Raw genomic sequence first — 25095 nt, 5'->3', positions numbered from 1 at the left:
CTGATCTTAAAACTACCTCTTTGTAATTCATTCCCGACTTATAAGTTATGGCTCACGGCTCTAATTAGTCCTCATCCTCTTCGTCGCCCTTAGTACCCTTACGGCGGCCTTTAGGCAAGTCTTCGTCCTCATCGTCAGAGGTATTATTCGTGTTTTTGATGAAGTCCTCATCTGTTTCTTCTGCTTCTTCTTCGCCCTCCTCAATATGGTACTGTTCTTCTTCCTCACGCTTGGCACGTTCGGCGGCATCACGTTTCAGCAACTTCTTATCGTCCACGTTTTGGTTTAGAAAATCATTTATTTTATCGATGCTATAGTTCGAGATAATCTCGCCATGCTCATTTACTTTTATTTCGAAACCTTCCAGGTCCTTGTGTACTCTGGATTTTTTCTTGCTTTTGCCCTCTTTTTTATTTTTAGCCATGATTCTTTCAGGTTAGGTTACTGATGTATAAGCATGGCAGGACTAATTTGTTTCAGAGAGTGTAAAATTACCCATAAACAAGAAAGGCTGACCCTGAGGCCAGCCTTTCTTGTTTAAAGCTTTACTGTTTATGCAGAAGCATAAGCTGCTAGTTTTTCGATAGCGGCCTCTATTCTTGCTTTGGTCTCTTCCGCACCTATAATTTCAATGATGTGCATCAGGTCAGGACCAGCTTCCAGGCCAGTTACAGCCAAACGAAGCGCCTGCATTACCTGGCCAATCTTCATGCCGTGGCGCTCGAGCACATTGTTGAGTAGCTCTTTTATAGCATCAGCATTATAGTCAGCTAGGCTTGGCAGCTCGTTCTTGAAATCTTCGAACACGGCTACAGCCTGGCTATTCCATTTCTTAGAGGCTACTTTCTCATTGTAAGAAGTTGGGGCTTCGAAAAAGTAAGACGATTCACGCCAGAAGTCGCTCGGGAACGTTACGCGCTCTTTCATTAGGCTGCATATTTTTACAGCTTGCTCAAAAGAGCATTCTATATTATGCTCCTCCAGCGCCTGAAGCAGGTATTGCGCCAGTTCCTCATCTGGTTTTGATCTTAGATACTGCTCGTTAAACCAACGTGCCTTTTGCCAGTCGAATTTAGTGCCCGATTTGCCGATGCGGTCAACGCTGAATGCTTCAATAAGCTCTGGCATGGTAAAGATCTCCTGCTGTGTGCCAGGGTTCCAGCCCAAGAACGCCAGGAAGTTAACAAAGGCCTCTGGCAGGAAGCCGTTTTCACGATAACCAATAGATATATCTCCAGAGAAAGGATCTTTCCACTCTAGCGGGAACACAGGGAAACCGAATTTATCACCGTCGCGCTTGCTCAGTTTGCCATTGCCATCAGGCTTTAACAACAACGGAAGGTGAGCAAACTCTGGCATCGTATCTTCCCAGCCCAGGTAACGGTAAAGCAGCACGTGTAGTGGTGCAGATGGTAGCCACTCTTCACCGCGGATTACGTGGGTAATCTTCATCAGGTGGTCGTCTACAATGTTTGCCAGGTGGTAAGTCGGCATACCATCCGATTTCATCAGCACTTTATCGTCTATGGCAGAAGAATGTACCATTACCCAGCCACGAATCATATCTTTTAAGCGTACTTCCTCTTTGCGCGGTACCTTCAAGCGTATTACATAAGCCTCCCCAGACTCCAGACGACGCTTTACTTCATCTTCTGGTAGCGTAAGCGAGTTCTTCATCGTCATACGCGTAATAGCGTTGTACTGAGGAGTTGCCACTTTGGCCGCTTTCAACCGTTCACGCATTTCATCCAGCTCTTCAGAGGTGTCGAAGGCATAGTAGGCGTGGCCGCTTTCTACCAGCTGTAGGGCGTACTGCATGTACATCGGCTTGCGCTCTGACTGGCGGTAAGGACCATAAGGACCATCTTTCCAAGGACTCTCATCCAACTCTACGCCGCACCATTCCAGCGATTCTCGGATGTAATCCTCGGCGCCAGGCACAAAACGCGTTTGGTCAGTATCTTCAATACGAAGAATCATGGTTCCACCCATTTTACGGGCAAACAAGTAATTGTATAAGGCTGTTCGCACGCCGCCAATATGAAGTGGGCCAGTTGGGCTTGGGGCAAAACGTACTCTAACTTCTCTTTCCATGTATGGTTATTTCTATACAGATCTACTCAAATCAGGCACAAAGGTACAAAATATTGCGAGCTTGTGGCAACCCATTATGGCTGGCGGAGTTAAGAGTGAGCAGCTAAACGGACTTATTACATCAAAAAGCTTATCATAAACATAATCAATTAATTGCGTATGGATGAAAAACAGATTTGTGCCTTATGCTGCTGAAACGCTTAAATAAAATCTGGTGTCTGCTTAAAGAAACTGTTTTAGAATTTGTAGATAATAATTCCTTCCAAAAGGGGGCGGCTTTGTCTTACTACAGCATTTTTGCACTGCCTCCTATGCTAATCATCATTATCAACGCAACTGGTTACTTCTTTAGCGAACAGGCTGTTTCTGGCGAAATATACTACCAGATAAAGGAGTTGATCGGCTCTGCTAATGCGTATGAGGTACAGAAGATGGTGGAGAGTATTAACGAATTTACGGACTTCAACTTGGCTACAATGATAGGTGTTATCACACTTTTTATAGCAGCCACAGGTGTTTTTATATCCTTACAAGATTCACTTAACGAAATATGGTGTGTAAAGCCACTCCCTAAGCGTGGTTACCTAAAGCTGATCAGAGACCGATTTCTTTCCTTCGGGATGATTTTAGGTATAGCGGCGGTGGTGACCATATTCTTGCTATCAAATACACTGCTTGTCGCGATCGGTAATTTTCTGACCGATCGGTTTTCTGGATGGGTGGTATACGTGCTGCACTTTGCCAATTTCGTGCTAACAATGCTGATCGTGACCTTCCTGTTTTCTTGTGTTTATAAATTTCTGCCAGACGCTAAAATAAGATGGCGTGATGTGTGGGTTGGCGGCGTGGTAACAGCTTTTCTTTTTACTATTACCAGGAGTATTATCGGTTATTATTTAGGGTCTACTGGTGTAGGGTCTATTTACGGAGCTGCTGGCTCGGTTATCGTTATTCTTACCTGGGTGTTTTTGGTGTCGCAAATCATATTTTTTGGGGCCGTGTTCACTTTTGTCTACTCTAGAAAATACGGCTACAACATTTACCCTGCCGACTATGCCGTGCGAGTGGTGAGGCAAGAGATAGAAGTAGGAAAATCGGCGGTAAATGCGGAGCCTGGCAAGTATGCAGTAGAAATTTATGCCTCTAAAGAGGAGGAGAATGAGGGGTCGCAGGATGTTTTTATATCCGCAGGGCAGGATATTTAGGTATAAAACAAAATTACCAAAGCAGTACAATTAGCACTGCCTTGGTAATTCTAATTCTACTTCTGTGATGACTTATTTAGCTGCGATACATGAAATTTCAACGTTTACATCTTTCGGTAAACGACTTACTTCCACTGTTTCGCGCGCAGGCGGATTGCTAGAGAAGTAGCTGCCATAAGTTTCGTTGATGCGGCCAAAGTTGTTCAGGTCCTTTACAAATATGGTGCACTTCAACACATTGCTAAAGTTTAAACCTGCTTCCTCTAATATGGCTTTAACGTTTTTCATTACCTGGTGCGTTTCCTCTTCAATGCTTCCATTTACTAATTCTCCGCTTTCAGGATCGAGCGCTATTTGCCCAGACGCATACAAAATACCATTGGCCATGGTCGCCTGGCTATAAGGTCCTATTGGAGCTGGTGCGTTTTGGGAGTTGATGATAGTGTGTGCCATAGTTTTTAATTTGTTCGTTGCTTAAAATTAAGAAATTATCGTCGGAATTCCTTCAAAAGCTCATCCAGCGGCTTCCGATAATGCGTAACGCTTGCTTCTTTAAAAGCCGAACATTATGGGACAAGGGCAAAGAAAAAGGGAAGCTGATAAAGCTTCCCTTTCTTAATATTGGAGTGTATAAGTCTACTCTACAGTAACTGATTTTGCTAAGTTACGAGGTTGGTCTACGTTGCAACCACGCATTACAGCTATGTGGTAAGAAAGCAACTGTAGTGGAATAACAGAAAGCAGCGGAGCTAAATGCTCGCTTGTTTCAGGTACCTCAATCACATGGTCAGCCATAGAAGGAATAGTTGTGTCACCTTCGGTAACAATAGCAATCACTTTTCCTTTACGGGCTCTTACTTCCTGCAAGTTTGATACAACTTTTTCATAAGAGCTGTCTTTTGTAGCAATTACTACCACTGGCATGTGCTCGTCTATCAGGGCGATAGGTCCGTGCTTCATTTCCGCCGCAGGATATCCCTCAGCGTGTATGTAAGAAATTTCCTTCAGTTTAAGAGCACCCTCTAAAGCCACTGGATAGTTATAACCGCGACCTAGGTAGATAAAGTTTGTAGCATCTTTATACTGCGCAGAGATCTTTTCTATTTCTTCGTCAAGCTTCAGAATTTGCTCTACTTTGGCAGGTATATTCTCCAGTTCTACCATAAGCTGGCGAAGTTTGGTTGTTTCTAGGGTGCCGCGCTTACTTCCAACTATCATGGCAATAAGCGTAAGCACCGTTACCTGAGCCGTAAAGGCTTTAGTACTAGCAACACCAATTTCAGGACCAGCATGCGTATAAGCACCTGCATCTGTTGCTCTGGCGATAGAAGAGCCAACTACGTTGCATATACCAAATATGGTAGCACCTTTAGATTTAGCCAGTTCTATTGCTGCCAATGTATCGGCTGTTTCACCAGATTGAGAAATAGCGATAACAATATCTCTCTCACTGATAATAGGGTTACGGTAACGGAATTCAGAGGCATACTCTACCTCTACTGGTACACGTGCCAAGTCCTCAATAAGATACTCCGCTACCAGTCCCGCATGCCATGATGTTCCACATGCAACAATGATGATACGATCGGCATTAACGAACTTATTTTCAAACTCGCGTAGGCCACTCATTATTAATTGATTGCTTTCTACTACCATACGGCCGCGCATGCTGTCTAAAATAGAGCGTGGCTGCTCGTATATTTCTTTCAGCATGAAGTGCTCGTAACCGCCTTTTTCAATCTGCTCCAGAGCCATCTCCAGTCGCTGTACATAAGGCGTCTGCTTAACGTCTTCTCTAGAGCGTATTTCCAACTCTCCATCATGAATCATGGCGATTTCATGATCTTTCAGATATACGACATCGCTGGTGTACTCAATAATAGGAGTGGCATCAGAAGCCAGGAAATATTCTCCTTGGCCTATACCCAATACGAGTGGGCTTCCTTTGCGTGCTGCTATAAGCTGGTTAGGTGCATCTTTGGCAAGTACTACTATGGCATAAGCACCAACTACCTCATGTAAAGCCAAACGTACGGCTTCTACAAGCGTGCATTTGCTGTCAAGTCTGATGTCTTCAATCAGGTTGATGAATACTTCAGAGTCAGTTTCACTTTGGAAAGTATGGCCCTTGCTGATTAAGTGTTTCTTAAGCGTGGCGTAGTTCTCTATAATACCATTATGAATAATGGCGATATTGCGCGAAGTAGAATAGTGAGGGTGCGCGTTAGCATCGTTAGGCTCACCGTGCGTTGCCCAACGAGTGTGGCCCATACCTATAGTGGCGTGAGTATCTTTGTCAGCAATAAATGCCTCTAACTCACTTACCTTGCCCTTCTTTTTGTATACATCCAGAGAGCCATTCATCAGGGCAACCCCTGCACTGTCATAACCTCTGTACTCTAGGCGTTTAAGCCCCTTAATAACAATAGGGCAAGCTTCTCTATGCCCTACATATGCAACAATTCCACACATAGTTCGGAAAATAAATGTTAGTAGGTACCCACGTGGGTACCTACTAACATAAGGTTATGAATAAATAGTTTATTGAAGTTTTGAAAAGTACAGGCGTAGCTTAACAGGCTGTGCTTCTGTATTGCTGATAACTGCTCTGTAAGGGAACGGCTCTGTTACGATCTGGCGCGTAGATTGTCCAGAAACGGCTACTGAAACTCCAGGGGATAATAATAAGCCATTATTCTGCTTTTGACCCATCAGGAGGTTCTGTACATACGAAGTAACATTTATTGTATAGGCACTTTTCTCGCTGTTGTATGCAACAGGAGCTGGGTAACTTGTTGTATTGGCAGCACCAACGGCACTTAATTGTACAGCCAATGGTGTTCCACTAGAATTTGTAGCTATACGGTTAGCATTGGTTGCTTCATACAACACCAGTTGTGGCGATGGTGCTAATACATTTGTAGAGGCTGCTTTAACAGGAATGATAAGCTCTGCGCGGTTTACAATAATGTTGCCTTGCTCCTCTTTAAATTTATTTAAAGAAGGGAACATAAGCTTTGTCAGAAGCTGTGTATTCGCCTGTACGTAACTATCTCCGTTTGTTTCTTCGGCAGAAAGGTACTGGCCTTTGGTTTGCAAATCTGCTACAGCTGTGCCCGTACGGTCAGGAACTACATTGTTGAAGTAATATAGGCCTGAGGTAGCGAATCTGAAATCATGATGCTTTACTTCTGTTCCTGTTTTATAATGCAGCCTAAGCCTTGTATTCGTTGATGTTAAATTTATACCAATCACACTCCCAGAAGTAGTGCTGGTTGTAATAAATGCTAAGCCCTTTAAGTAGTTGTTAAAGTTTTCCTGCGTCCTTAATGGATCGGTGCCAGAAAGTGAAACTAGTTCATTAGCAAGTGCTGGGTCTAGCTTGATTTTTACTAAGACAGCCGAATCTACCTCCACGTTATTACGCTTGATAGGGATAAGCCTTGGGCGGAAAGTGCTAGACCCTAGCGGAGTTTCCTCATACGCTAAAGCTGAATTAGTGAAATAGGATGTTTTTTCGTCAAAGCCTTCTTGCAGTCTATGCACGCTTACAGAAATATCACTATCCCTGTTACCGTAAATTGTACTATAGTCTAACGTTAACACCAACGAGTCGGCTACAGCAGGATTATCAGACGACCCAAACATAACCGTGCTACCGTTCAACCCTAGTTGGGTGAAGGTATTAGTGGTAATGCTACCCAACACAGGATCTGTATACCTGCCGATAAGAGCAGGTTGCTGCCTGAACGACAAAATAGAGTCGTTTAGCAGAACAGTTCCTGTGCTTATGCTAAAGGTATCGGTATAGCTAGTCCCAATTTGGTTCTCATCCTGCAAGTTTAGCCCTATTTCGGTAGGGTCTTCGCAGGAGGCAAGGGTGGCGATAGAGAAGAAGAATAGAAGAAATCTTCTAGCGGCTAAGTTCATTATACAGGTTATAGTAAGAATCTAACAGGTCATCGTCTGCGCTAATCGTGTTAATGCTGTTTGTCTTTACAAAATCTGTAAATAAAGCATCAATGTTTTCGCAGAAGCTTTCGTTTGTCTTAATTACTGAATCAGCATATTCCATGCCGATTTTTATAAAGCTATCAACATCAGAAGACTGCAGGTTTGTCAGCATGCTGTCATCGATATCAAGCATTTTTACTTTTTCAGCTAAATCACCATCAAATTTCTGCTGACAGTTGTGGTTATAAACTGTAAACATAGACTTAGCATCTTTAAAGATCGGGTCCTTCTTGTAAGTCGTCTTCAGGTACATTGGTATTAAACCAGTCATCCAGTCGTTGCAATGTACAATGTCTGGTGCCCATCCCAGCTTCTTAACAGTTTCTAGCACGCCCTTGCAAAAGAAGATGGCGCGCTCATCATTATCCTGGTGGAATTTGTTGTTCTTATCAACAAAAACGGACTTTCTATGGAAATAGTCTTCGTTGTCTATAAAATATACTTGTAACTTGGCGTTCGGAATGGAAGCCACCTTAATTACAAGCGGTTTTTCATCGTCTCCGATGGCGATATTTATACCTGAAAGTCGTACAACCTCATGTAAGCGGTTCTTACGCTCGTTAATAAGCCCGAACCGAGGAACAAAGATTCGAATCTCCATTCCGCGTTCCTGCATCCCCTGTGGTAGTGTGTTTAAAAATTCTGCTACTTTCGTGGTTTGTAGGAAAGGAAGGATTTCTGTGGCAGCGTATAAGATTCGCAATTTAGACATGGATAATTATATTAAAAATTAATAAGCAAAAAGTATGGGACGTGCAAAATTAGCATTTTTTATTCTGATTTTCAATTTTCTGCGCTGCAACTTACATTTGCCAACTTTTACAAATTACAGAATAAGCCAAACATTGTATGCAAGTTATAGAGCAGGTTAGTGCCATCAGAGCCAAGGTGCAGGAGTTACGGTGCAGTGGTAAAACCATCGGCCTTGTACCCACCATGGGGGCTTTGCACGAGGGCCACTTGCAACTGCTAAGGGCATCGGCCCAACAGAATGATATTACCATCTGTAGTATATTTGTAAACCCCACCCAGTTCAATAATCCCGATGATTATAAGTTGTATCCTCGTACACAGGTGCAGGACGTGGCACTGCTACAAGCAGTAGCATGCGATTACCTGTTTGTGCCCGATGTGGAGGAGGTATATCAGCAACAGACACAATTAAAATTTAGTTTCGGAGCGCTGGAAACAGTAATGGAAGGGGCGCATCGGCCTGGCCATTTTAGCGGTGTTGCCACTATTGTAAGCAAGCTTTTCCATTATGTGCAGCCTCACAGAGCTTATTTTGGACAAAAAGACATACAACAGGTCGCTATCATCAGGCAACTGGTAGATGCGCTGAGTTTCGACCTGGAACTGGTTTGCTATCCTACAGTGCGAGAGGCAAGCGGTTTGGCCATGTCCTCCAGAAATACAAGGTTAAGCCAGGAGGAGCGTGAGCAGGCAGCGCATCTGTACAAAGCACTGCAACTGGCGAAGGAGCAATTGCTGCAAGGCCAACCAGTGGTTCTTGTAAAGGCGGAGGTGCAGCGCTATTTACATGAAATAAAACAAGTGGCGCTGGAGTATTTTGAAGTGGCAGATGCCTACACCATGCAGCCTGTGCAGGATGCGCACGAAACGCAGGAACTGGCGCTCTGTCTGGCCGCCAACGTGGGGCCAGTGCGCCTGATAGATAACATGCTGATGAATTTAAACGAGCGCAATACTGTTACGCTTGGTATAGCAGGCACAGGCGTGGCCTAGGTAGCTAATGTGCTGCTTATTATCTAACTTTGCGCCCAATTATAAAATAAACCATGTATATCGAGGTTTTAAAGTCTAAAATTCACCGTTGTAAGGTAACACAGGCGGAATTACACTACGTTGGCAGCATCACGATTGACGAAGATCTGATGGACGCGGCCAATATGGTGGAAAATGAGAAGGTGCAGATCGTTAACATCAATAACGGTGAGCGGTTTGAAACTTATGTAATAAAAGGAGAGCGCGGTACAGGAACCGTTTGCTTAAATGGCCCTGCTGCCCGCAAAGTACAGGTAGGAGACGTTGTTATTATTATCTCTTACTGCAGCATCAAGTTTGAAGACGCCAAAAACCACAAACCAACCCTTATTTTCCCTGATCAGCATAATAAACTGGTGTAGCCGCCGTGCATGAAGAAACTACTGTCTTTTCTAAAATATAGCTTGCTTTTGGCCCTGTCGGCGTTGCTGATGTGGTATGCACTGAAAGAGCTTGATTTTGAAAAGATGTGGGCAGAGCTTCGGAATGCAGATGTGCTATGGGTGTTAGTATCTGTAGTGATGGGAGCTGCAGCTTATTTTAGCCGCGCCTACCGCTGGCAAATGCAGATTAAACCTACAGGGTACCATCCCTCTCTCAGAAATACTTACAACGCCATGATGGTTGGCTACTTAGCTAACCTAGTGCTTCCGCGCATGGGAGAGCTAGCCCGCTGTAGTGTGCTGAAGCGTACAGAAGGCCTGCCCGTTGATACAGGGTTTGGCACTGTTATAGCCGAGCGTGTTATTGATATGGTGATGTTGCTGTTTGTGCTGGGACTTACCTTTCTGGTTGAGTTTGGCAGAATACAGGAGTTTTTCCTTGGTCTGTTAACAGATAGGTACAACAGCTTAGAGCAAACAGTAACATCCTTATATTGGCTGATTGGACTGCTTGCGGCACTAGCTGTCGTGCTGGCTGCTACTATGCTTGTTTTCCTGAAGAGACTGCACCGCAATAGCTATTTCAATAAAGCCGTGGCATTTATGAAGGGTGTCATAAAAGGCATCTTTAGTATAGGCAAGGTAAAAAACCAAGGCTCCTTTTGGGGACACACCATTTTTGTGTGGTTTATGTACTATGCTTGTGCGGTAGTGGTTTTTTATGCCTTGCCTAGTACCAGCGACCTGACTTGGCGAGCAGGCCTTTCGGTGCTTGTTGCCGGAAGCTTAGGTATGGCCGCGCCTGTGCAGGGTGGGGTGGGGGTGTACCACTTGGTAGTACAGTCAACGCTGCTGCTGTACGGAGTGCCTAAAGAGGCTGGCATGGCCTATGCGCTGTTAGCACATACTTCTCAAACACTTTTGGTTGTTCTGATGGGAGTCATTAGTTTTATGGCAACTATGCTGAAGCGCAGAAATCCTGTGGCTCAGGTAGCCAAAACTAAAGTGACCGCTGATGAAATCCACCGATAAGATCTATACTTTACCTCAACTTAAAGAGCAGCTGCAAAGCTGGCAAAACCAAGGCCAAAAAATTGTTTTTACAAACGGCTGCTTCGACCTTCTGCACCTTGGGCACGTAGATTACCTGGAAAAAGCCCGACAACTTGGCGATAAGTTAGTGCTCGGGCTTAACACAGATGCTTCTATTAGCCGTATAAAAGGGCCAACACGCCCGCTGCAGGACGAAATGTCACGCGCGCGCGTTATGGCATCTTTATTGTTTATTGATGCAGTAGTGCTTTTCGATGAAGATACACCGCTTGAACTGGTTAAGGCTGTACAGCCAGATATTTTGGTGAAGGGCGATGATTATACAGTCGAAAATATAGTAGGCCACGATGTCGTTATGGCTAAGGGCGGCGATGTGAAAACGGTGCCACTTGTAAAAGGCTATTCCACTACAAACATCGTAAAGAAAATTGAGAGTCAAGTTAAGTCTTAAAAAAAGGTAAATTCAAAATGGGTATATATGCAATTGTAATACTCTTCATGCTGCTGAGCATGTGGGTTAGTTGGCGCTTAAAAAGCAAATTCCAGAAGTATTCGCAGATTCCGCTTAGCTCTGGCCTTACGGGTCGGGAGATTGCAGAAATGATGCTGGCAGATAATGGTATTACCGATGTGCGCGTTATTTCGGTGGCGGGTAGGTTGACAGACCATTATAACCCTGCCGATAAAACAGTAAATCTGAGCGAGTATGTGTATGAGGCCAGAAGTGCGGCCGCAGCAGCAGTAGCAGCGCACGAATGTGGGCACGCTGTGCAGCATGCTAAAGCATATAGCTTCCTCAAGTTCCGTTCGGCCATGGTGCCTGCGTTAAGTATAGCTTCGCGCTACATGCAGTGGATCATCCTGATCGGTATTTTTATGCTGCAGACTACGCCAATACCGTTGGCAGTTGGTGTGGCTTTGTTTGCTTTAACCACCTTGTTTAGCTTTATAACGCTGCCTGTTGAGTTTGATGCGAGTAAGCGTGCACTAAACTGGATAAGCACAAATAACGTTGTAACACAGCAGGAGTACGGTATGTCGAAAGATGCGCTTAAATGGGCTGCCATGACGTATGTGGTTGCTGCCCTTGGTTCGCTGGCAACATTATTATATTATGCTTCGTTGCTGATGGGCCGTCGCGATTAAAAGAACCTACAGTTTATTACATATTTACTGCGCCACCCGTACTACAGCGGGTGGCGCTTTTTTTATGCTTGAGAATAAGCCTTACAACACCTCAAAATAAAGGTATCTGGTTTACGTTTTGTATTAGTTAGTTGTATGTAGCGAGGGCTTACTAGAAAGTTGCACTGATAATTCTAGAACCTATCACTAATTATATTTTTTAGCTTAGAAAAAGCTCTGCAAGCATAACATTTTATATGGTTATGGGAGTATATATACTGTATTTTTTACCTTTGTAAGGTCTAACTATAATCAACAGTAAACTTTTTCAGTTATAAATTATGAATTTTCAACTAACAGAAGAACAGTTAGCGGTGCAGGCTGCTGCCCGAGAATTTGCACAGACAGAACTGCTTCCTGGTGTTATTGAGCGCGATGAGCATCAAAGGTTCCCAGCGGAGCAAGTAAAGAAAATGGGCGAGCTTGGCTTTTTAGGAATGATGGTAGATCCGAAATACGGAGGTGGCGGTATGGATACTGTGGCCTATGTGCTGGCCATGGAAGAAATCTCTAAAGTCGATGCTTCTGCTTCTGTTGTCATGTCTGTTAACAATTCACTTGTTTGCTGGGGCCTGGAGCACTACGGAACAGAAGAGCAAAAGCAGAAGTACTTGACTCGCCTGGCGACAGGAGAGATTATCGGAGCGTTCTGCTTATCGGAGCCAGAGGCAGGTTCTGACGCCACCTCTCAACGCACTACAGCAGAGGATAAAGGCGATTACTACCTGCTGAATGGCACGAAGAACTGGATCACGAATGGTAGCACTGCATCTGTATACATTGTAATAGCGCAAACAAACCCAGAGAAGGGCCACAAAGGTATAAACGCGCTGATAGTGGAGCGCGACATGGAAGGTTTTGTGGTTGGAACAAAAGAAAACAAACTGGGTATTCGTGGCTCCGACACGCACTCCCTTATGTTCACCGATGTGAAAGTTCCTAAAGAAAATAAGATTGGTGAAGACGGCTTTGGTTTTAAATTTGCCATGAGCACCTTAGCAGGTGGTCGAATAGGCATTGCTTCTCAGGCACTAGGCATTGCTTCTGGAGCATACGAGTTAGCGCTGAAATATTCAAAAGAGCGCAAAGCGTTTGGAGTAGAAATTTCGAAGCATCAAGCCATTCAGTTTAAGCTAGCAGATATGGCGACAAACATTGAGGCTGCTCGATTGTTATGCTTAAAGGCTGCCCACGATAAAGACACACACCAAGATTATGGTAAATCAGGTGCTATGGCTAAGGTTTTTGCATCGCAGGTAGCAATGGACACCGCTGTAGAGGCAGTGCAGGTACATGGAGGGTATGGATTCGTGAAAGAATACCATGTAGAGCGCTTAATGCGTGATGCAAAGATCACCCAGATTTACGAAGGTACTTCTGAGATACAGAAAATAGTAATTTCAAGAGAATTGCTGAAGTAAAAACTGAAGCAAAACCTTATTTCCATGGTGCTTTTGAGGAAAATAGTGTTTCTTTAATTAAAACTTAATTTTTAGAAATAATTTGAATTTTATAAAGATTAGCCTTAGCTTTATGCCAAAATTTAATGGGTTTATAGTATAAAGTTTCTTCGTAACACACATGGAAGATTACAATAAAATTATTGAATCGCTTGGGGTGCGGTTCATTAAGGCTAAGAATCTGGTGTTGCAGCAGCCGTTTAAGGTTCGCAACTACTACGATGTTGGTAATAACTTGATATTGCTTCATAAAGGCAGCATCTTCTTTGGCGACGAGGAGCAAATGGTAGAAGAAGGGGAACTACTGTTTATTCCTGGAGGTCGAAGCACAAAAGTTACCTATGGCTCTATAGATGGAAGAACCATCTCTAACGACGATTTGATTACAAACAGGGAAAAGTTCTTTAAAAGCAACAACGATCTTGATTTGATAGGTGATGCTGAGGACAGCCACAGTTATGTTAGCTTCGAGGCGAAAGTTTTCGATTCAGTTAACTTCTTTGCATCCTTGGACCTACCTGCCTTCTTAATCTCGAACAATAACAAATTAGCCAACCTGGTTATAAAAGTTGTAGAAGAGAATATGCAAGGGTTGCCAGGTAAGGAGCGTCTGATTAACCTGTACACCGAGCAAATTGTGGTAGAGATTGTGCGCCATATTCTTAAGAACAGAATGTTTGTGGAGCAATTGGCTACTAACAGCACCTACTTCAAAGACCCTCGTTTGATCGACCTGTTCAACTATATCAAGGAGAATTTGGGTGGAGACCTTTCGAACAAAGTGCTTTCTAACGTTGCGAACGTTTCGGAAGACTATGTTGGGCAGTACTTCAAAATGCTGACAGGCATTAACCCGCAGGACTACATCGAGTACCAGCGTATGGAACGTGCAGTATTCTTGCTAAGAACTACTAAAAAGAGTATCCGTGAGATTGGTAAGGATGTGGGCTACAAAGATACAGCTTACTTCTGCCGTCGCTTTAAGATGATGTTTGGTATACCAGCTGGTAAGATGCGTCGCCGTGAATCAGCGATGAACATCTAAGGCAATATTGAAAGAAGCTACAACTTTAGAAACCTCAGCCAAAAAGCTGGGGTTTTTTTCTATGTGGTTCCCAATAACAACTACATCAGCTCCCGATGCTAGAGCTGTTCTTGCTTTTTCGGGGGTGTTTATGCCGCCGCCAACTATAAGAGGCACTTCTACTGCCTGGCGGACAGCAGCAATCATTTCGGGGCTAACGGGCTTCTGGGCTCCGCTGCCACCGTCTAAGTACATATAGCGCAAACCTAGCTGCTCGCCAGCCATGGCAGTGCAGGCGGCAATGGCTGGTTTATCATAAGGAATAGGAGTGGTGCCGCTCATGTAAGAGGCAGTGGTTTGCTTGCCAGTGTCTACAAGCATATAACCTGTTGGGTATATCTGTAGCTGGCTAGCTTTAAGAATGGGCGCGGCAATTACGTGTTGTCCTATCAAGAACTCAGGGTTGCGGCCAGAAATAAGGGATAACAGCAATATGCCGTCGGCTTGTTTGTCGAGGTGTAGGCTGCTGCTTGGAAAAAGTATAACAGGAATGCTGGAATTGTCCTTTATTAGCTGGATGAGAGCGCTCTGGCTTTGTGAGGTAATCAGGCTGCCGCCTACTAAGAAAAAATCTACCTGATGAAGCTCACTCAGCGAAAGGATCTGCAGGCAGGAAGCCTCATTTAAGTTATCTGGATCTAGTAGTACTGCAAAGTACTTCCTGCCTGGTGATGGTTGTTGTTGCTTGTTCTGGTAAAAAATATCAAATGGCATCCTTTTCGGGAATAATATACTCAGTAGTCTCTATTTCAGTAACCTCTACCTGGTCCGCTGCAATATCGTTATTTTCAGAGACACTACTTAAGTATTCTTCCACCTTTTTGGTAGCATACACTACCGCCAGAGCCATTAGCTGCTGCGATATAGCTTTGGCCACATCAGACTTAAAGAAGCTGTTAGACTTACTCTTCTTGTCCTTCTGAGACTTAGGCTGCTTATCGTGGTGTGCATGTGGCATACGCTCCGACGATAAGGTATAGTCATCTTCCTGGTCATGCGAGAAAGAATTATACCCAGCAGGGTTAGTGCCCATATCGCTGGAGGCAACATGCACTACCTCTAATTTAGATTTGTCTTCTTTAGAGCTTTTGCTTTTTTGCTTTTTCTTCTTTTTAGAGTCGCTGCTACCGCCACTAAAAGCACGGGTTATCAGAGCGCCTACCAATAAAACACCGCCAGCTATGGCCACTTTTTTGCCAATTTCCTGACTCTGTGTTTTGATGGTATCTACATCTCCCATTAGGGCATTTTTATATTCTTCCTTTTGGCGTTCCAGGAGTTCTCTTTCGCTGTCGAACAGGGGGTTGCTTAACTCGCTCATATAGATTTTTCTCTTTTGTCGTTCTTGTATAAGGTATTGTCAAATGTTTTATCGGCTAAGCCCTGAAATACTTTTTTGTCTACACCAATCACTAGGATCACCAACAGGATAATATAAAACAACGCCACAATTCCGAACCCCCAAAAAGAACTATCGAGCAAGTGATTTAGCAGTAAACCTAAAAAGATATTTACAAAAATAAGGCTCATAAAAGCAGCGAACCCTAGTAAAATGGCATGTATGGTGCCTACAAAGGCTCCTTTGAGCTTTTCTTGTATTTCGAGGCGAATAATATCGATACGGGTATCGATGTAGCCCATCAGGTTTTCGACGAGATTAGTGCTTTTTTCTTTTGTTCCGTTGTCTGGTTCGGCCATAGTGCTAAGCTTTTTAGTTTTTCGTATACGATGCTATACTTAAAAATTTACATTAAGTATAAGAGTTTATAGAAAAGTAGTACGGAATTTGAGCGGTCGTGTACGAATTTCGTTAATTTTATAGTTATTACTATTAGTAAAAAGCAAGGTTGGAACAGAATTTCTATACAATTTTAGGAATAAGCTCAAGTGCCACCACACATGAAATAAAATTGGCTTACAAAAAGCTTGCGCTGCAGTATCACCCAGACAGAAACCCAGGTGATGCGCAGTCGGAGGAGCGGTTTAAGCTGGTTAATACTGCCTACCAAACACTTTCTGACGCAGGAAAACGTGCTATTTATGACATGAAGCTGCAAATATTGCGGGAGCAAAGCCATATTCTGCAGCAGCAAGCCTATCAGAATGCGCGTTATTACCAGACAAGGCCTCCTGCTTCAGTTTCAGAGCGCCACTACCGTAACATACCGCGGCAGCAGAAGCGGCGCTTTTCCCGCAAAGACTGGTATATAACAGTTGCTTTTGTTGGTGGTATTCTGCTGTTCAGCTTTCTGCTGAAAGTTACAATGGATTATATTTCGGGGGAAGAGAATTATAAATCGGCTTTAACTTTTATGGCCGAAGGTAAATATAGCAGTGCCCATAGCTTTTTAACTGATGCCATCCATTTTCAGCCAGACCATGCAGAGGCCTACCTTACCCGCGCCAGCATTGAGATGAACGTGTATGAGAACTATGAAGCCGCTGTGCGAGATCTGAACCAGGCTATCGCCTTACAGGAGAATGTGGCTGGTGAAACGTACTTTATGCGCGGTAAGTGCTTATCAAAGCTGTCGCGCTACAAGATGGCAGAGAGAGACTTTTCTCAGGCTTTACAGAAGGATAGTACTCTTCATGCTGTATACCTGCAACGAGGTGAAGTAAGGCTCTTTTATCTGAAGGAGTACAAATCGGCTATTGAGGACCTCACAAAATACTTAAAGCATAACAAAGGCGGTGAGGCTTGGGCCACAGCGCTAACCTACAGGGGCTTTGGCTACTATAAAATAGGTGCTTATGCCTTATCTGAAACAGATTATAAACGTGTGTTGGCGGCTGATGCCAATAACGGGCGCGTGTACTATCTGCTTGGCCGAACAGAACTGGAGCAGGAGTTAAATGATACTGCCTGCGAGCATTTTGTGGAGGCGTATCGCTTAGGGTACTCCGCTGCTATGTTAGAAATGCGAGCGAATTGTTTGTAATATTAGTTCTGCCTTCTTAATTCTTTTATTGATTGCAAATGGCTCTTTCACTGACATGCCAGTCATTCTATTCAGAAGTATCTTAAAACTATATCTGTTTTAGCAAGCTCTAGTTCCGCTTGAAGAAGATGCGCGATTTTACCTGCAATAATTAGCGATGAACTTTATACTTGAAATAAAGTATATAAAGGCCTGTAGCGGTAGAAGAGGACCATAAAAATAAAAAACCCTCACCGTTAAAGGAGAGGGTTTCTGTGGTGATGATTGGAATCGAACCAACGACACAAGGATTTTCAGTCCTTTGCTCTACCAACTGAGCTACATCACCAGCTCTTGGTGTGCCCCTTTGTTCTGTAAGGGTATGCAAAAGTAGCAGGTTGTTTTGAAAAGTCAAACGTTAAGTCAAAAAAAATTTAAAAAAATACGCATACATGCATTTTAGCGCCAGAACAGCTATATTTAAGTGTTAAATGGTATGCATAACGAATAATTTGCCGTGATAGGAGTCGAAAATATTATCTTCTTAATAGTGGCCACCATAGGCATAGGTCTGTTTGTGTGGCAAATCAGAAACATCCGCAAGAACGTGCTCATGGGCCGCGATTTGGATGTCACTGATAATCCTTCGGAGCGTGTTAAAAAGACATTACTGGTGGCATTTGGGCAGCAAAAAATGTTTAAGCGCATGTTGCCAGCAGTACTGCATTTGTTTGTGTATGTAGGCTTCCTGGTAATAAACGTGGAGGTGATTGAGATTCTGATAGACGGAATAACAGGTTCGCATCGGGTATTGGGCTTTCTAGGGCCAGTATACACTGCCCTGATGTTTATAAATGAAATTCTGGCGGCGCTGGTAATTGTGTCTTGTGCCATTTTTCTGTGGCGCCGAAATGTAACGAAAGTGCCGCGCCTGTCGAGTGGGGTAGAGTTGCGCGCCTGGCCTAAGGTAGATGCCAACACCATTCTGGTTACAGAAATTGTGCTGATGCTGGCGCTGTTTGTCTTTAACATTGCTGGGCTAAAGTTGGTGCAGTTGCAAGGAGGCGAAGTGGCTGGTAGCTACCCGATCAGCAGCGCGTTCGTGAACATTTTTGGAGATAACCCTACTACATTGCATATTATTGAGCGTGTAGGCTGGTGGTTCCATATCATCGGTATCTTGGCTTTTATGAATTACCTGCCAAGCTCCAAGCACTTCCATATTATCATGGCATTCCCGAACGTGTACTACTCTAAGCTGCTGCCAAAAGGTAAGTTCACCACTAACCCTGCTATAACGCATGAGATTAAAGCCATGCTGGATCCAAGCTATCAGCCGCCAGCACCAGAAATGGATGCCGAAGGAAACCCAGTTATCCAGCGCTTTGGGGCAAAGGATGTGGAAGACCTGACCTGGAAGCAACTGATGGATTCTTACACCTGTACCGAGTGTGGGCGCTGTACGTCGGTTTGCCCTGCCAACATAACTGGCAAGTTATTGTCGCCGCGAAAGATCGTAATGGATACCCGCGACCGTATGGAGGAGAAAGGCGTGCATCCTGCTATCTTTGCTCCAAATCACTATAAAGAGTTAGGCGAGGAGCGTGTAGAGGTAACAGATGAAAAGACGCTACTACGTGGCTACATCACACCAGAGGAGCTTTGGGCCTGCACTACCTGTAATGCCTGCGTAGAGTCTTGCCCTGTTAACATCGACCAGTTGTCTACTATCATGGACCTGCGCCGTTTCCTGGTATTGGAAGAATCGGCTGCTCCTGCGGCACTGAACTCCATGTTCACGAACATCGAGAACAACGGAGCGCCATGGGCCTTCTCGCCTTCAGATCGCTTTAACTGGGCCGAAGACCTTTATGTACCAAGTAAAAACTAGAAGTTAGACCTTAGATTTATAGATATTAGATTTTAGACAGATGTTTAAGCAGAAGTTTAGGTGAGTCAGAACTGGCTGAGTTGCGCAGGAAAGTCAACGGCTTTAGTTGATTGTAACTTCAGGTGCAAAAGAAGTCTAAAGTCTAGCATCTACATAAAATATCAGATGGAAGAAAATAAAAGATTAGTAAAGGTGCCTACCATGGCCGAGATGGCTGCGAATGGAGAGGAACCTGAAGTATTGTTTTGGGTGGGTTGTGCTGGCTCTTTCGACGATCGCTACAAGCGAGTAACCCGTGCTTTTGTGCAGATACTGGAGCATGTGGGCGTAAAGTATGCTGTGCTGGGCACCGAAGAAAGCTGCACAGGCGAGCCAGCCAAACGTGCGGGTAACGAGTTTCTGTTCCAGATGCAGGCCATTACCAACATTGAAGTAATGAATGCCTATAATGTGAAGAAGATCGTGACGGCTTGTCCGCATTGCTTTAACACCCTGAAGAACGAATACCCTGACCTGGGTGGTAACTATGAGGTTATCCATCATTCTACCTTTTTGCAGCAACTGATAAACGAAGGCAAAGTGCATGTAAAAGGTGGCGAGGCTTTCCAGGGCAAGCGCATTACCTACCACGATTCTTGCTACCTGGGCCGTGCCAACGATATTTATGAAGCGCCACGCGAAGTGCTGGCTGCCCTTGATGCCGACCTGGTAGAGATGAAGCGTGTACGAGCCAACGGCCTTTGCTGCGGAGCTGGCGGTGCGCAAATGTTTAAAGACGCAGAGCCAGGGAAAAAGGAAATCAATATAGAAAGAACAGAGGAAGCTTTAGCTACTTTAGGTGGAGGCAACAGCGTGATAGCTACAGCCTGCCCTTTTTGTATGGTAATGATGAGCGACGGCGTGAAGAACAAGGAGCAGGAAGAAAACGTAAAAGTTTTTGACATTGCCGAATTGATCGCACAAGCAGAAGGACTAAGTAAATAAATGATTACCTGTTGGTTTAAGGTGCTGTTATTAGGGAAATACTAATAACTCAGTCATCTACTAATTTAGTATTGGAAAACCAGCAACAGGCAATCAGCAACCAACAATTAACCTAAACAATGTATATTCCGTTTGACCAACTGCCGCCGCACGCACGCCTCTGGATTTACCAGTCTAGCAGACCGTTAACCGAAGCTGAGCAGGCTGAAATAAATCCGCTTTTAGAACGTTTTGCTACCGAATGGAGTAGCCATGGCAAAGGTTTGCAGGCATCGGCAGTATTGCTGCATAACCAGTTTGTCGTTTTAGCGAATAACGAAACAGCCGCTTCTGCGAGTGGTTGCTCTATAGATGCATCTGTCAAATTTGTTCGGGCGCTAGAAGAGAAGCTGAACGTTTCGTTCTTTGACCGTACCCAATTAGCTTTTATGAAGGAGGGGCAGGTGCGGTTAGTAGGGCTGAATGAGCTAAAAAGTAAAGTAGCGGCTGGTGAGATAAATGAAAATTCGTTATACTTCGATACCTTAGTAAATAATTACGGAGAGCTACAGTCGGAGTGGCCGAGGCCTGCCCGAAACAGCTGGCTTTCCCGCTACTTCTGAGCAGGCTACTTATAACTCTAAAAGTTCATGTACTACACGACAGATACCAGGCCAAGGGCACCCAAAATAAACTTTATGGTTGTAATGCTGTTGGCGCTGCTGCTCAGCGCTTGCGGCACTGGCAGGTATATCAGCAAAGGCGACAAAAGGTTTGGGCAGGAGCAGTACCAGCGTGCTATTGAGTTTTATAAGCAGGCACTGCCAAATGCCGATAACAAAGGCGAGCTAAACTATAAAATAGCCGAAGCCTACCGCCTGTCGAACAGGATATCGGAGGCAGAGCCTTTTTACCAGGCAGCCATTAGTGGTAACTTCCGCAAAGAGGATGCTTACTACTACTATGGCCTGGCCTTAAAAGCCAACGGTAAGTATGAGCAGTCCCTAAAAGAGCTTCAGGATTACATTAGAGTGGGTAGCAACAACCGCCTGAAAGCACTGGCTCAGCAGGAGGTAGAAAACTATAGCAACTTAACTGAAATCCTGCGCAAGAACGAAAACTTTGAGGTGCGACCTATACCAGGGCTTAATACAGATGCCTCAGAGTTCGCGCCTTTTGTGCTCAACAATGAACTTGTGTTTTCGTCTACCCGTGGGGGAAAAGAGTATATGGGCAATGGCGAGGGCTTCTTAAACCTATATGCCGCCGCTTTAACTGATACTGCCGTTGGTGCTATTCGTCCTTTTGAAGGTGTAAACCAGGAGGAAATTCATGAAGCCTTTGCCACTTTTATAGACGAAGGCAGAACGATGGTATTTGCCCGAGGCAACGAAGGCAGCCGTAAAGGCCGCCAAAACGTAGACCTGTTCTGGTCTACTTTCCGCTCTGGAGCCTGGACCGAGGCAAAACTGCTGAACATAAACAGCCCACAAGCCTGGGATTCTTCTCCTGCGTTCTCTCCTGATGGCAAAACACTCTATTTTTCCTCTAACCGCAGAGGCGGGCAAGGTGGGCACGACATTTATAAATCGACTTTAGAAAATGGTCGTTTCTCTACACCCGTAAATCTCGGCCCTGAAATCAACACAAAAGGAAATGAAAGCTTTGTGTCTGTAGGACCAGACGGAACAGTATACATTGCCTCAGACGGACATCCTGGCTTGGGCAACCTTGATCTTTTCAGAATTGAGGACGGCAAACCTATAAACTTAGGCAAACCAGTGAACTCACCTGGCGACGACTTCGGAATTTATTTTCAGGATGAGTATACGGGGTATTTTTCCTCTAACCGTGAAGGAGGCCAGGGAGGTGACGATATCTATGCCTTCTCCAGGTCTAAGCGTAAAACAGTTAACTTCTTTGTAGACGGTACACTGTATCAACGTCGTGAAGGAGCCAAGCAAACAACAGTATCCAACAACGTAGTAGTGCTGCAGAACGAACAGGGCCAGAAAGTAGACGAAACAACAACCGATGCTAACGGTAACTTCACGTTTCCTTTAGATTCGGCTTCTACGTACTCATTGGTGTCAGAGAAGCAAGGTTTCTTTACGGCACGTCAGCGTGTAACAACCGTTGGTAAAATGCCTTCGCAGGATCAGTTGCCAGAGCAGGAGAATGAGGTGCGCTTAACGGCAGAACTGGTGCTGAACCAGATTGTGAAGGAGCGTGCAATTGTGCTGGAGAATATCTTCTACGACTACGATAAAGCCGACATCAGGCCAGACGCTGCCGAAGAACTGGATAAGCTGGTACAGATACTGGTAGATAACCCACGCATTTCGATAGAGCTTAGCTCCCACACTGATGCCCGCGGTAGCGATGCCTATAACCAGGATCTGTCGCAACGCCGTGCAGAGTCTGCGGTAGAGTACATCATTTCGAAGGGTATAGATCGTTCGCGCATTACAGCCAGGGGCTATGGCGAGAGCCGCCCTGTGGTAAGAAACGCGCAAACAGAAGCACAGCACCAGCGCAACCGCCGTACAGAGTTCAAAGTGGTTAGAGTGGACTAGCTTTGCTTAATTAAGAATTAAAAATTAAAAATGGGGGCTGCTTCAATAGTTTGAGCCCACAATAAAAAAGAAAAGGGCGGAGGCTATAGTTAAACAACCTATAGTCTCCGCCTTTTCTTTTTAACTTTCTAAATCTCTAACTTTTTAACTCTCTAACTCTCTAACTCCATCCTGTTTTCTTAAATTTGTAGGAAACCTAAGTAACTATGGAAAATAGATATTTGCGACGTGGTGTGTCGGCCTCGAAAGAGGATGTGCACAATGCTATCAAGAACATTGACAAAGGCTTATTCCCGAAGGCATTCTGCAAAATTATACCTGATATACTTACTGGCGATCCCGAGTACTGCGCCATTATGCATGCTGACGGTGCGGGTACAAAATCGTCTTTGGCGTATATGTACTGGAAAGAAACTGGCGATCTGGATGTTTGGAAAGGGATAGCACAGGATGCTGTAGTGATGAACACCGACGACCTGATGTGTGTAGGAGCCACAGATAATATTCTGCTTTCCTCCACCATCGGCAGAAACAAGAACCATATTCCAGGCGAGGTAATTGCAGCCATTATAAACGGTACCGAAGAGGTGCTGCAGATGCTGCGCGATAATGGCATCGGTATTTACAGCACAGGCGGCGAAACAGCCGATGTAGGAGATTTGGTGCGCACTATTATAGTAGACAGCACAGTTACGGCACGTATGCGCCGCGATGAGGTAATCTCGAACCATACCATACAGCCTGGCGATGTAATTGTAGGTTTTGCCTCTTACGGGCAGGCAAACTACGAAACAGAATACAACGGTGGCATGGGCAGCAACGGCCTTACCTCCGCCCGGCATGATGTGTTTCATACGTACCTGGAGGCCTCTTACCCCGAAAGCTTCGATCCTGAACTGCCTGCCGACTTGGTGTACGCTGGTACAAAACGCTTAACAGACATAGAGCCTGAAACAGGTGTAGAGGTGGGCAAATTGGTATTATCGCCTACGCGTACGTATGCGCCAATTGTAAAAGAAATTCTGAAGGAGTACCGTCCACACCTGCATGGCATGGTGCATTGCAGCGGCGGTGCCCAAACGAAGGTGCTGCACTTTACTCAGAACGTGCATATCATAAAAGATAATCTCTTCCCGACGCCTCCGCTGTTCCGCCTGATACAGCAGGAAAGCAACACCGACTGGAAAGAAATGTACAAAGTGTTTAACATGGGCCACCGCCTGGAAGTATACCTGCCAGAGCAGTATGCCGCAGACCTGATCGCTATCTCCAAATCTTTTGGCGTAGATGCAAAAGTTATAGGCCGTGTAAAAGACAGCAAAACAAACGAACTCACGCTAAAGAGCAGCCACGGAGAGTTTTATTACGAAGGCTGATTTAGGTGTACTAGTTAGAAATTTTAATTCAGGAAAATAGCCATGGACAAGTTGCCCATGGCTATTTTTTTTACAGCTCATGTTACAAAATATTGCTTTTGTGGAAGCACAATGAACTGTTGGAGCCTTTTTAAGCACTTCATGCTGAAAAAGCGTGGCAAAAGTGATGTTACAAATGGTTGTAAAATAGCCTTTTTTATATAGGTGTAGCTGGGTATATTGCTTTGCTGTAAAACATTGAAAGTCAAGGCGGCTTGACTAAACAAGCTGTTACCCTTCTGTGAAAAAATTGGCGGTTAATATATTTGCTCTTATGAAAACATACCTCATTTCCTTGTTGCTCTCATGTGTATTCTTTTCCGCGATGGCGCAACAACCTGCTGCTTCAGACTCAGCTAGTAGTAAGCTATATTTAGGCATAGAGCTCAGTACCATATCCTACGGAATGCAAAACTATGCTACAATGGTCGGAGGGAATTTTACTCCCATAGTCCATTTAAATGCGGGCTACAGGTTAACCAAGAGAATAAACCTACAGGTTGGCTTAACTTACGGGAGGGAGAAGGAAAGTGGTTTATCAGGAATTTACTATGGATACGGTGATACCATCATCTACGATCACAGAAGTTGGAATAACTATGGAATAGCTGTTCCGCTTACTATCCAATATACTCCTTTTAACCCAGCCAAACGTTGGAATCTTTATGCAACAGTTTCTCTAATTCCAGTTATAGGCGAGGTGAATCATCAGACTACTAAAACTTTTGAAGGTGAGACTAAAATCACTTATAAAGGGCATGACTCAGGCATATATTTACTTGGCACAGCTGGTGTGGTACTTAACTATAAAATAAGCAAGCGCTTTGAAGCATACGGAAAAGTAAATCTGTTTTATAAAGACATAGGCCACAACAGTTACTACGCGCAAAGAGCCAAATCTATAGGTTTAGGCCTTAACTATAACTTGTACTAGTCAATATTAAAGTAAATAACAATTATGACCACTAAACCACACGCAACTGAAAAGCGGATTAAGACGCTGGAGACACTTAGTGTGTTCTGAGCCATTTTACCAATAGGAATGGTTGCTTGGGCTGGTATAAAA

The 25095-nt window shown here is 44.4% G+C and carries 24 protein-coding genes and 1 tRNA gene; 15 read left to right on the top strand and 10 right to left on the bottom strand.

The window, feature by feature from the left end:
- Nucleotides 1-64 precede the first annotated feature (64 nt).
- Nucleotides 65-424 carry a hypothetical protein gene (locus LN893_RS00545; RefSeq protein ID WP_229967208.1) on the bottom strand — a complete coding sequence of 120 codons (360 nt, stop codon included), beginning with the start codon at nt 422-424 and terminating at the stop codon, nt 65-67.
- A gap of 128 nt (nt 425-552) precedes the next feature.
- The gene (gltX, locus tag LN893_RS00540) at nt 553-2094 is read right to left on the bottom strand and encodes a glutamate--tRNA ligase (RefSeq protein WP_229967206.1); all 1542 of its coding nucleotides are present in this window, start codon (nt 2092-2094) and stop codon (nt 553-555) included.
- Nucleotides 2095-2279: 185 nt separating this feature from the next.
- On the opposite strand from gltX, the gene LN893_RS00535 reads away from it, so the two are divergent.
- Nucleotides 2280-3299 (top strand): YihY/virulence factor BrkB family protein, encoded by a 1020-nt coding sequence (locus tag LN893_RS00535; protein WP_229967204.1) that lies wholly within the window; start codon nt 2280-2282, stop codon nt 3297-3299.
- A gap of 72 nt (nt 3300-3371) precedes the next feature.
- Here LN893_RS00535 and LN893_RS00530 read toward each other — a convergent pair whose 3' ends face one another.
- From LN893_RS00530 to LN893_RS00515, 4 genes are all read right to left on the bottom strand, one after another.
- Entirely contained in the window at nt 3372-3752 is a 381-nt protein-coding gene (locus tag LN893_RS00530) for a RidA family protein (RefSeq protein WP_229967202.1), read from the bottom strand.
- Between the two features lie 183 nt (nt 3753-3935).
- Complete coding sequence (glmS, locus tag LN893_RS00525; protein WP_229967200.1) at nt 3936-5771, bottom strand: glutamine--fructose-6-phosphate transaminase (isomerizing); 1836 nt, start codon at nt 5769-5771, stop codon at nt 3936-3938.
- A gap of 69 nt (nt 5772-5840) precedes the next feature.
- Nucleotides 5841-7229, bottom strand: coding sequence for a DUF4270 family protein (locus tag LN893_RS00520; protein WP_229967198.1), 1389 nt, complete (start codon nt 7227-7229; stop codon nt 5841-5843).
- On the bottom strand, nt 7213-8025 hold the full coding sequence (locus LN893_RS00515; RefSeq protein ID WP_229967196.1) for a glycogen/starch synthase: 813 nt from the start codon (nt 8023-8025) through the stop codon (nt 7213-7215). Before LN893_RS00515 ends, LN893_RS00520 begins: the two co-directional genes overlap by 17 nt.
- Before the next feature lie 137 nt (nt 8026-8162).
- Between LN893_RS00515 and panC the strand changes: the two genes are divergently transcribed.
- From panC to LN893_RS00480, 7 genes are all read left to right on the top strand, one after another.
- Entirely contained in the window at nt 8163-9059 is an 897-nt protein-coding gene (gene panC, locus LN893_RS00510; RefSeq protein ID WP_229967194.1) for a pantoate--beta-alanine ligase, read from the top strand.
- 53 nt (nt 9060-9112) lie between these two features.
- Nucleotides 9113-9460, top strand: coding sequence for an aspartate 1-decarboxylase (panD, locus tag LN893_RS00505; protein ID WP_229967192.1), 348 nt, complete (start codon nt 9113-9115; stop codon nt 9458-9460).
- 9 nt (nt 9461-9469) lie between these two features.
- Nucleotides 9470-10513 (top strand): lysylphosphatidylglycerol synthase transmembrane domain-containing protein, encoded by a 1044-nt coding sequence (locus tag LN893_RS00500; RefSeq protein ID WP_229967190.1) that lies wholly within the window; start codon nt 9470-9472, stop codon nt 10511-10513.
- Nucleotides 10497-10985, top strand: a complete 489-nt coding sequence (gene rfaE2, locus LN893_RS00495) for a D-glycero-beta-D-manno-heptose 1-phosphate adenylyltransferase (RefSeq protein WP_229967188.1) — start codon at nt 10497-10499, stop codon at nt 10983-10985. Before LN893_RS00500 ends, rfaE2 begins: the two co-directional genes overlap by 17 nt.
- Nucleotides 10986-11002: 17 nt before the next feature.
- Nucleotides 11003-11680 carry a zinc metallopeptidase gene (locus LN893_RS00490; protein ID WP_229967186.1) on the top strand — a complete coding sequence of 226 codons (678 nt, stop codon included), beginning with the start codon at nt 11003-11005 and terminating at the stop codon, nt 11678-11680.
- Between the two features lie 320 nt (nt 11681-12000).
- Nucleotides 12001-13140, top strand: a complete 1140-nt coding sequence (locus LN893_RS00485; RefSeq protein WP_229967184.1) for an acyl-CoA dehydrogenase — start codon at nt 12001-12003, stop codon at nt 13138-13140.
- A 160-nt stretch (nt 13141-13300) separates the two neighbouring features.
- Complete coding sequence (locus tag LN893_RS00480) at nt 13301-14224, top strand: AraC family transcriptional regulator (protein WP_229967182.1); 924 nt, start codon at nt 13301-13303, stop codon at nt 14222-14224.
- On the opposite strand, the gene LN893_RS00475 is transcribed toward LN893_RS00480, so the two are convergent.
- From LN893_RS00475 to LN893_RS00465, 3 genes are read right to left on the bottom strand one after another with little or no spacing between them, the layout of a single operon-like run.
- On the bottom strand, nt 14207-14977 hold the full coding sequence (locus LN893_RS00475) for a phosphoglycerol geranylgeranyltransferase (RefSeq protein WP_229967180.1): 771 nt from the start codon (nt 14975-14977) through the stop codon (nt 14207-14209). The genes LN893_RS00480 and LN893_RS00475 overlap by 18 nt on opposite strands.
- Nucleotides 14967-15584 (bottom strand): hypothetical protein, encoded by a 618-nt coding sequence (locus tag LN893_RS00470; RefSeq protein WP_229967178.1) that lies wholly within the window; start codon nt 15582-15584, stop codon nt 14967-14969. Before LN893_RS00470 ends, LN893_RS00475 begins: the two co-directional genes overlap by 11 nt.
- Nucleotides 15581-15961: a phage holin family protein gene (locus LN893_RS00465; RefSeq protein ID WP_229967176.1), complete on the bottom strand. Its 381-nt coding sequence runs from the start codon at nt 15959-15961 to the stop codon at nt 15581-15583. Before LN893_RS00465 ends, LN893_RS00470 begins: the two co-directional genes overlap by 4 nt.
- A gap of 149 nt (nt 15962-16110) precedes the next feature.
- Between LN893_RS00465 and LN893_RS00460 the strand changes: the two genes are divergently transcribed.
- Complete coding sequence (locus LN893_RS00460) at nt 16111-17205, top strand: J domain-containing protein (RefSeq protein ID WP_229967174.1); 1095 nt, start codon at nt 16111-16113, stop codon at nt 17203-17205.
- Nucleotides 17206-17460: 255 nt separating this feature from the next.
- Here LN893_RS00460 and LN893_RS00455 read toward each other — a convergent pair.
- A tRNA-Phe gene (locus tag LN893_RS00455) sits at nt 17461-17533 on the bottom strand.
- A gap of 168 nt (nt 17534-17701) precedes the next feature.
- On the opposite strand from LN893_RS00455, the gene LN893_RS00450 reads away from it, so the two are divergent.
- The 6 genes from LN893_RS00450 (at nt 17702) to LN893_RS00425 (ending at nt 24963) form a co-directional block, all read left to right on the top strand.
- On the top strand, nt 17702-19075 hold the full coding sequence (locus LN893_RS00450; RefSeq protein ID WP_229967172.1) for a 4Fe-4S dicluster domain-containing protein: 1374 nt from the start codon (nt 17702-17704) through the stop codon (nt 19073-19075).
- Between the two features lie 201 nt (nt 19076-19276).
- Complete coding sequence (locus LN893_RS00445) at nt 19277-20059, top strand: (Fe-S)-binding protein (RefSeq protein WP_439651158.1); 783 nt, start codon at nt 19277-19279, stop codon at nt 20057-20059.
- A 119-nt stretch (nt 20060-20178) separates the two neighbouring features.
- Nucleotides 20179-20661: a hypothetical protein gene (locus tag LN893_RS00440; protein WP_229967168.1), complete on the top strand. Its 483-nt coding sequence runs from the start codon at nt 20179-20181 to the stop codon at nt 20659-20661.
- Between the two features lie 27 nt (nt 20662-20688).
- On the top strand, nt 20689-22614 hold the full coding sequence (locus tag LN893_RS00435) for a CHU_0125 family OmpA-like outer membrane integrity protein (protein ID WP_229967165.1): 1926 nt from the start codon (nt 20689-20691) through the stop codon (nt 22612-22614).
- Between the two features lie 206 nt (nt 22615-22820).
- Entirely contained in the window at nt 22821-23990 is a 1170-nt protein-coding gene (locus LN893_RS00430; RefSeq protein ID WP_229967163.1) for an AIR synthase related protein, read from the top strand.
- Between the two features lie 313 nt (nt 23991-24303).
- On the top strand, nt 24304-24963 hold the full coding sequence (locus LN893_RS00425) for an outer membrane beta-barrel protein (protein ID WP_229967161.1): 660 nt from the start codon (nt 24304-24306) through the stop codon (nt 24961-24963).
- The last annotated feature ends 132 nt before the right edge of the window (nt 24964-25095 follow it).

This window comes from Pontibacter harenae, from assembly GCF_020907245.1.
GTDB lineage: Bacteria > Bacteroidota > Bacteroidia > Cytophagales > Hymenobacteraceae > Pontibacter > Pontibacter harenae.
The sequence above is the reverse complement of the archived record's forward strand: the minus strand, read 5'-3'. Positions and strand labels throughout refer to the sequence as shown.

Coding starts and splice junctions, on each gene's coding strand:
- LN893_RS00545 (WP_229967208.1), bottom strand. CDS start 424: ATGGCTAAAAATAAAAAAGAGGGCAAAAGCAAGAAAAAATCCAGAGTA.
- gltX (WP_229967206.1), bottom strand. CDS start 2,094: ATGGAAAGAGAAGTTAGAGTACGTTTTGCCCCAAGCCCAACTGGCCCA.
- LN893_RS00535 (WP_229967204.1), top strand. CDS start 2,280: ATGCTGCTGAAACGCTTAAATAAAATCTGGTGTCTGCTTAAAGAAACT.
- LN893_RS00530 (WP_229967202.1), bottom strand. CDS start 3,752: ATGGCACACACTATCATCAACTCCCAAAACGCACCAGCTCCAATAGGA.
- glmS (WP_229967200.1), bottom strand. CDS start 5,771: ATGTGTGGAATTGTTGCATATGTAGGGCATAGAGAAGCTTGCCCTATT.
- LN893_RS00520 (WP_229967198.1), bottom strand. CDS start 7,229: ATGAACTTAGCCGCTAGAAGATTTCTTCTATTCTTCTTCTCTATCGCC.
- LN893_RS00515 (WP_229967196.1), bottom strand. CDS start 8,025: ATGTCTAAATTGCGAATCTTATACGCTGCCACAGAAATCCTTCCTTTC.
- panC (WP_229967194.1), top strand. CDS start 8,163: ATGCAAGTTATAGAGCAGGTTAGTGCCATCAGAGCCAAGGTGCAGGAG.
- panD (WP_229967192.1), top strand. CDS start 9,113: ATGTATATCGAGGTTTTAAAGTCTAAAATTCACCGTTGTAAGGTAACA.
- LN893_RS00500 (WP_229967190.1), top strand. CDS start 9,470: ATGAAGAAACTACTGTCTTTTCTAAAATATAGCTTGCTTTTGGCCCTG.
- rfaE2 (WP_229967188.1), top strand. CDS start 10,497: ATGAAATCCACCGATAAGATCTATACTTTACCTCAACTTAAAGAGCAG.
- LN893_RS00490 (WP_229967186.1), top strand. CDS start 11,003: ATGGGTATATATGCAATTGTAATACTCTTCATGCTGCTGAGCATGTGG.
- LN893_RS00485 (WP_229967184.1), top strand. CDS start 12,001: ATGAATTTTCAACTAACAGAAGAACAGTTAGCGGTGCAGGCTGCTGCC.
- LN893_RS00480 (WP_229967182.1), top strand. CDS start 13,301: ATGGAAGATTACAATAAAATTATTGAATCGCTTGGGGTGCGGTTCATT.
- LN893_RS00475 (WP_229967180.1), bottom strand. CDS start 14,977: ATGCCATTTGATATTTTTTACCAGAACAAGCAACAACAACCATCACCA.
- LN893_RS00470 (WP_229967178.1), bottom strand. CDS start 15,584: ATGAGCGAGTTAAGCAACCCCCTGTTCGACAGCGAAAGAGAACTCCTG.
- LN893_RS00465 (WP_229967176.1), bottom strand. CDS start 15,961: ATGGCCGAACCAGACAACGGAACAAAAGAAAAAAGCACTAATCTCGTC.
- LN893_RS00445 (WP_439651158.1), top strand. CDS start 19,277: ATGGCCGAGATGGCTGCGAATGGAGAGGAACCTGAAGTATTGTTTTGG.
- LN893_RS00440 (WP_229967168.1), top strand. CDS start 20,179: ATGTATATTCCGTTTGACCAACTGCCGCCGCACGCACGCCTCTGGATT.
- LN893_RS00435 (WP_229967165.1), top strand. CDS start 20,689: ATGTACTACACGACAGATACCAGGCCAAGGGCACCCAAAATAAACTTT.
- LN893_RS00430 (WP_229967163.1), top strand. CDS start 22,821: ATGGAAAATAGATATTTGCGACGTGGTGTGTCGGCCTCGAAAGAGGAT.
- LN893_RS00425 (WP_229967161.1), top strand. CDS start 24,304: ATGAAAACATACCTCATTTCCTTGTTGCTCTCATGTGTATTCTTTTCC.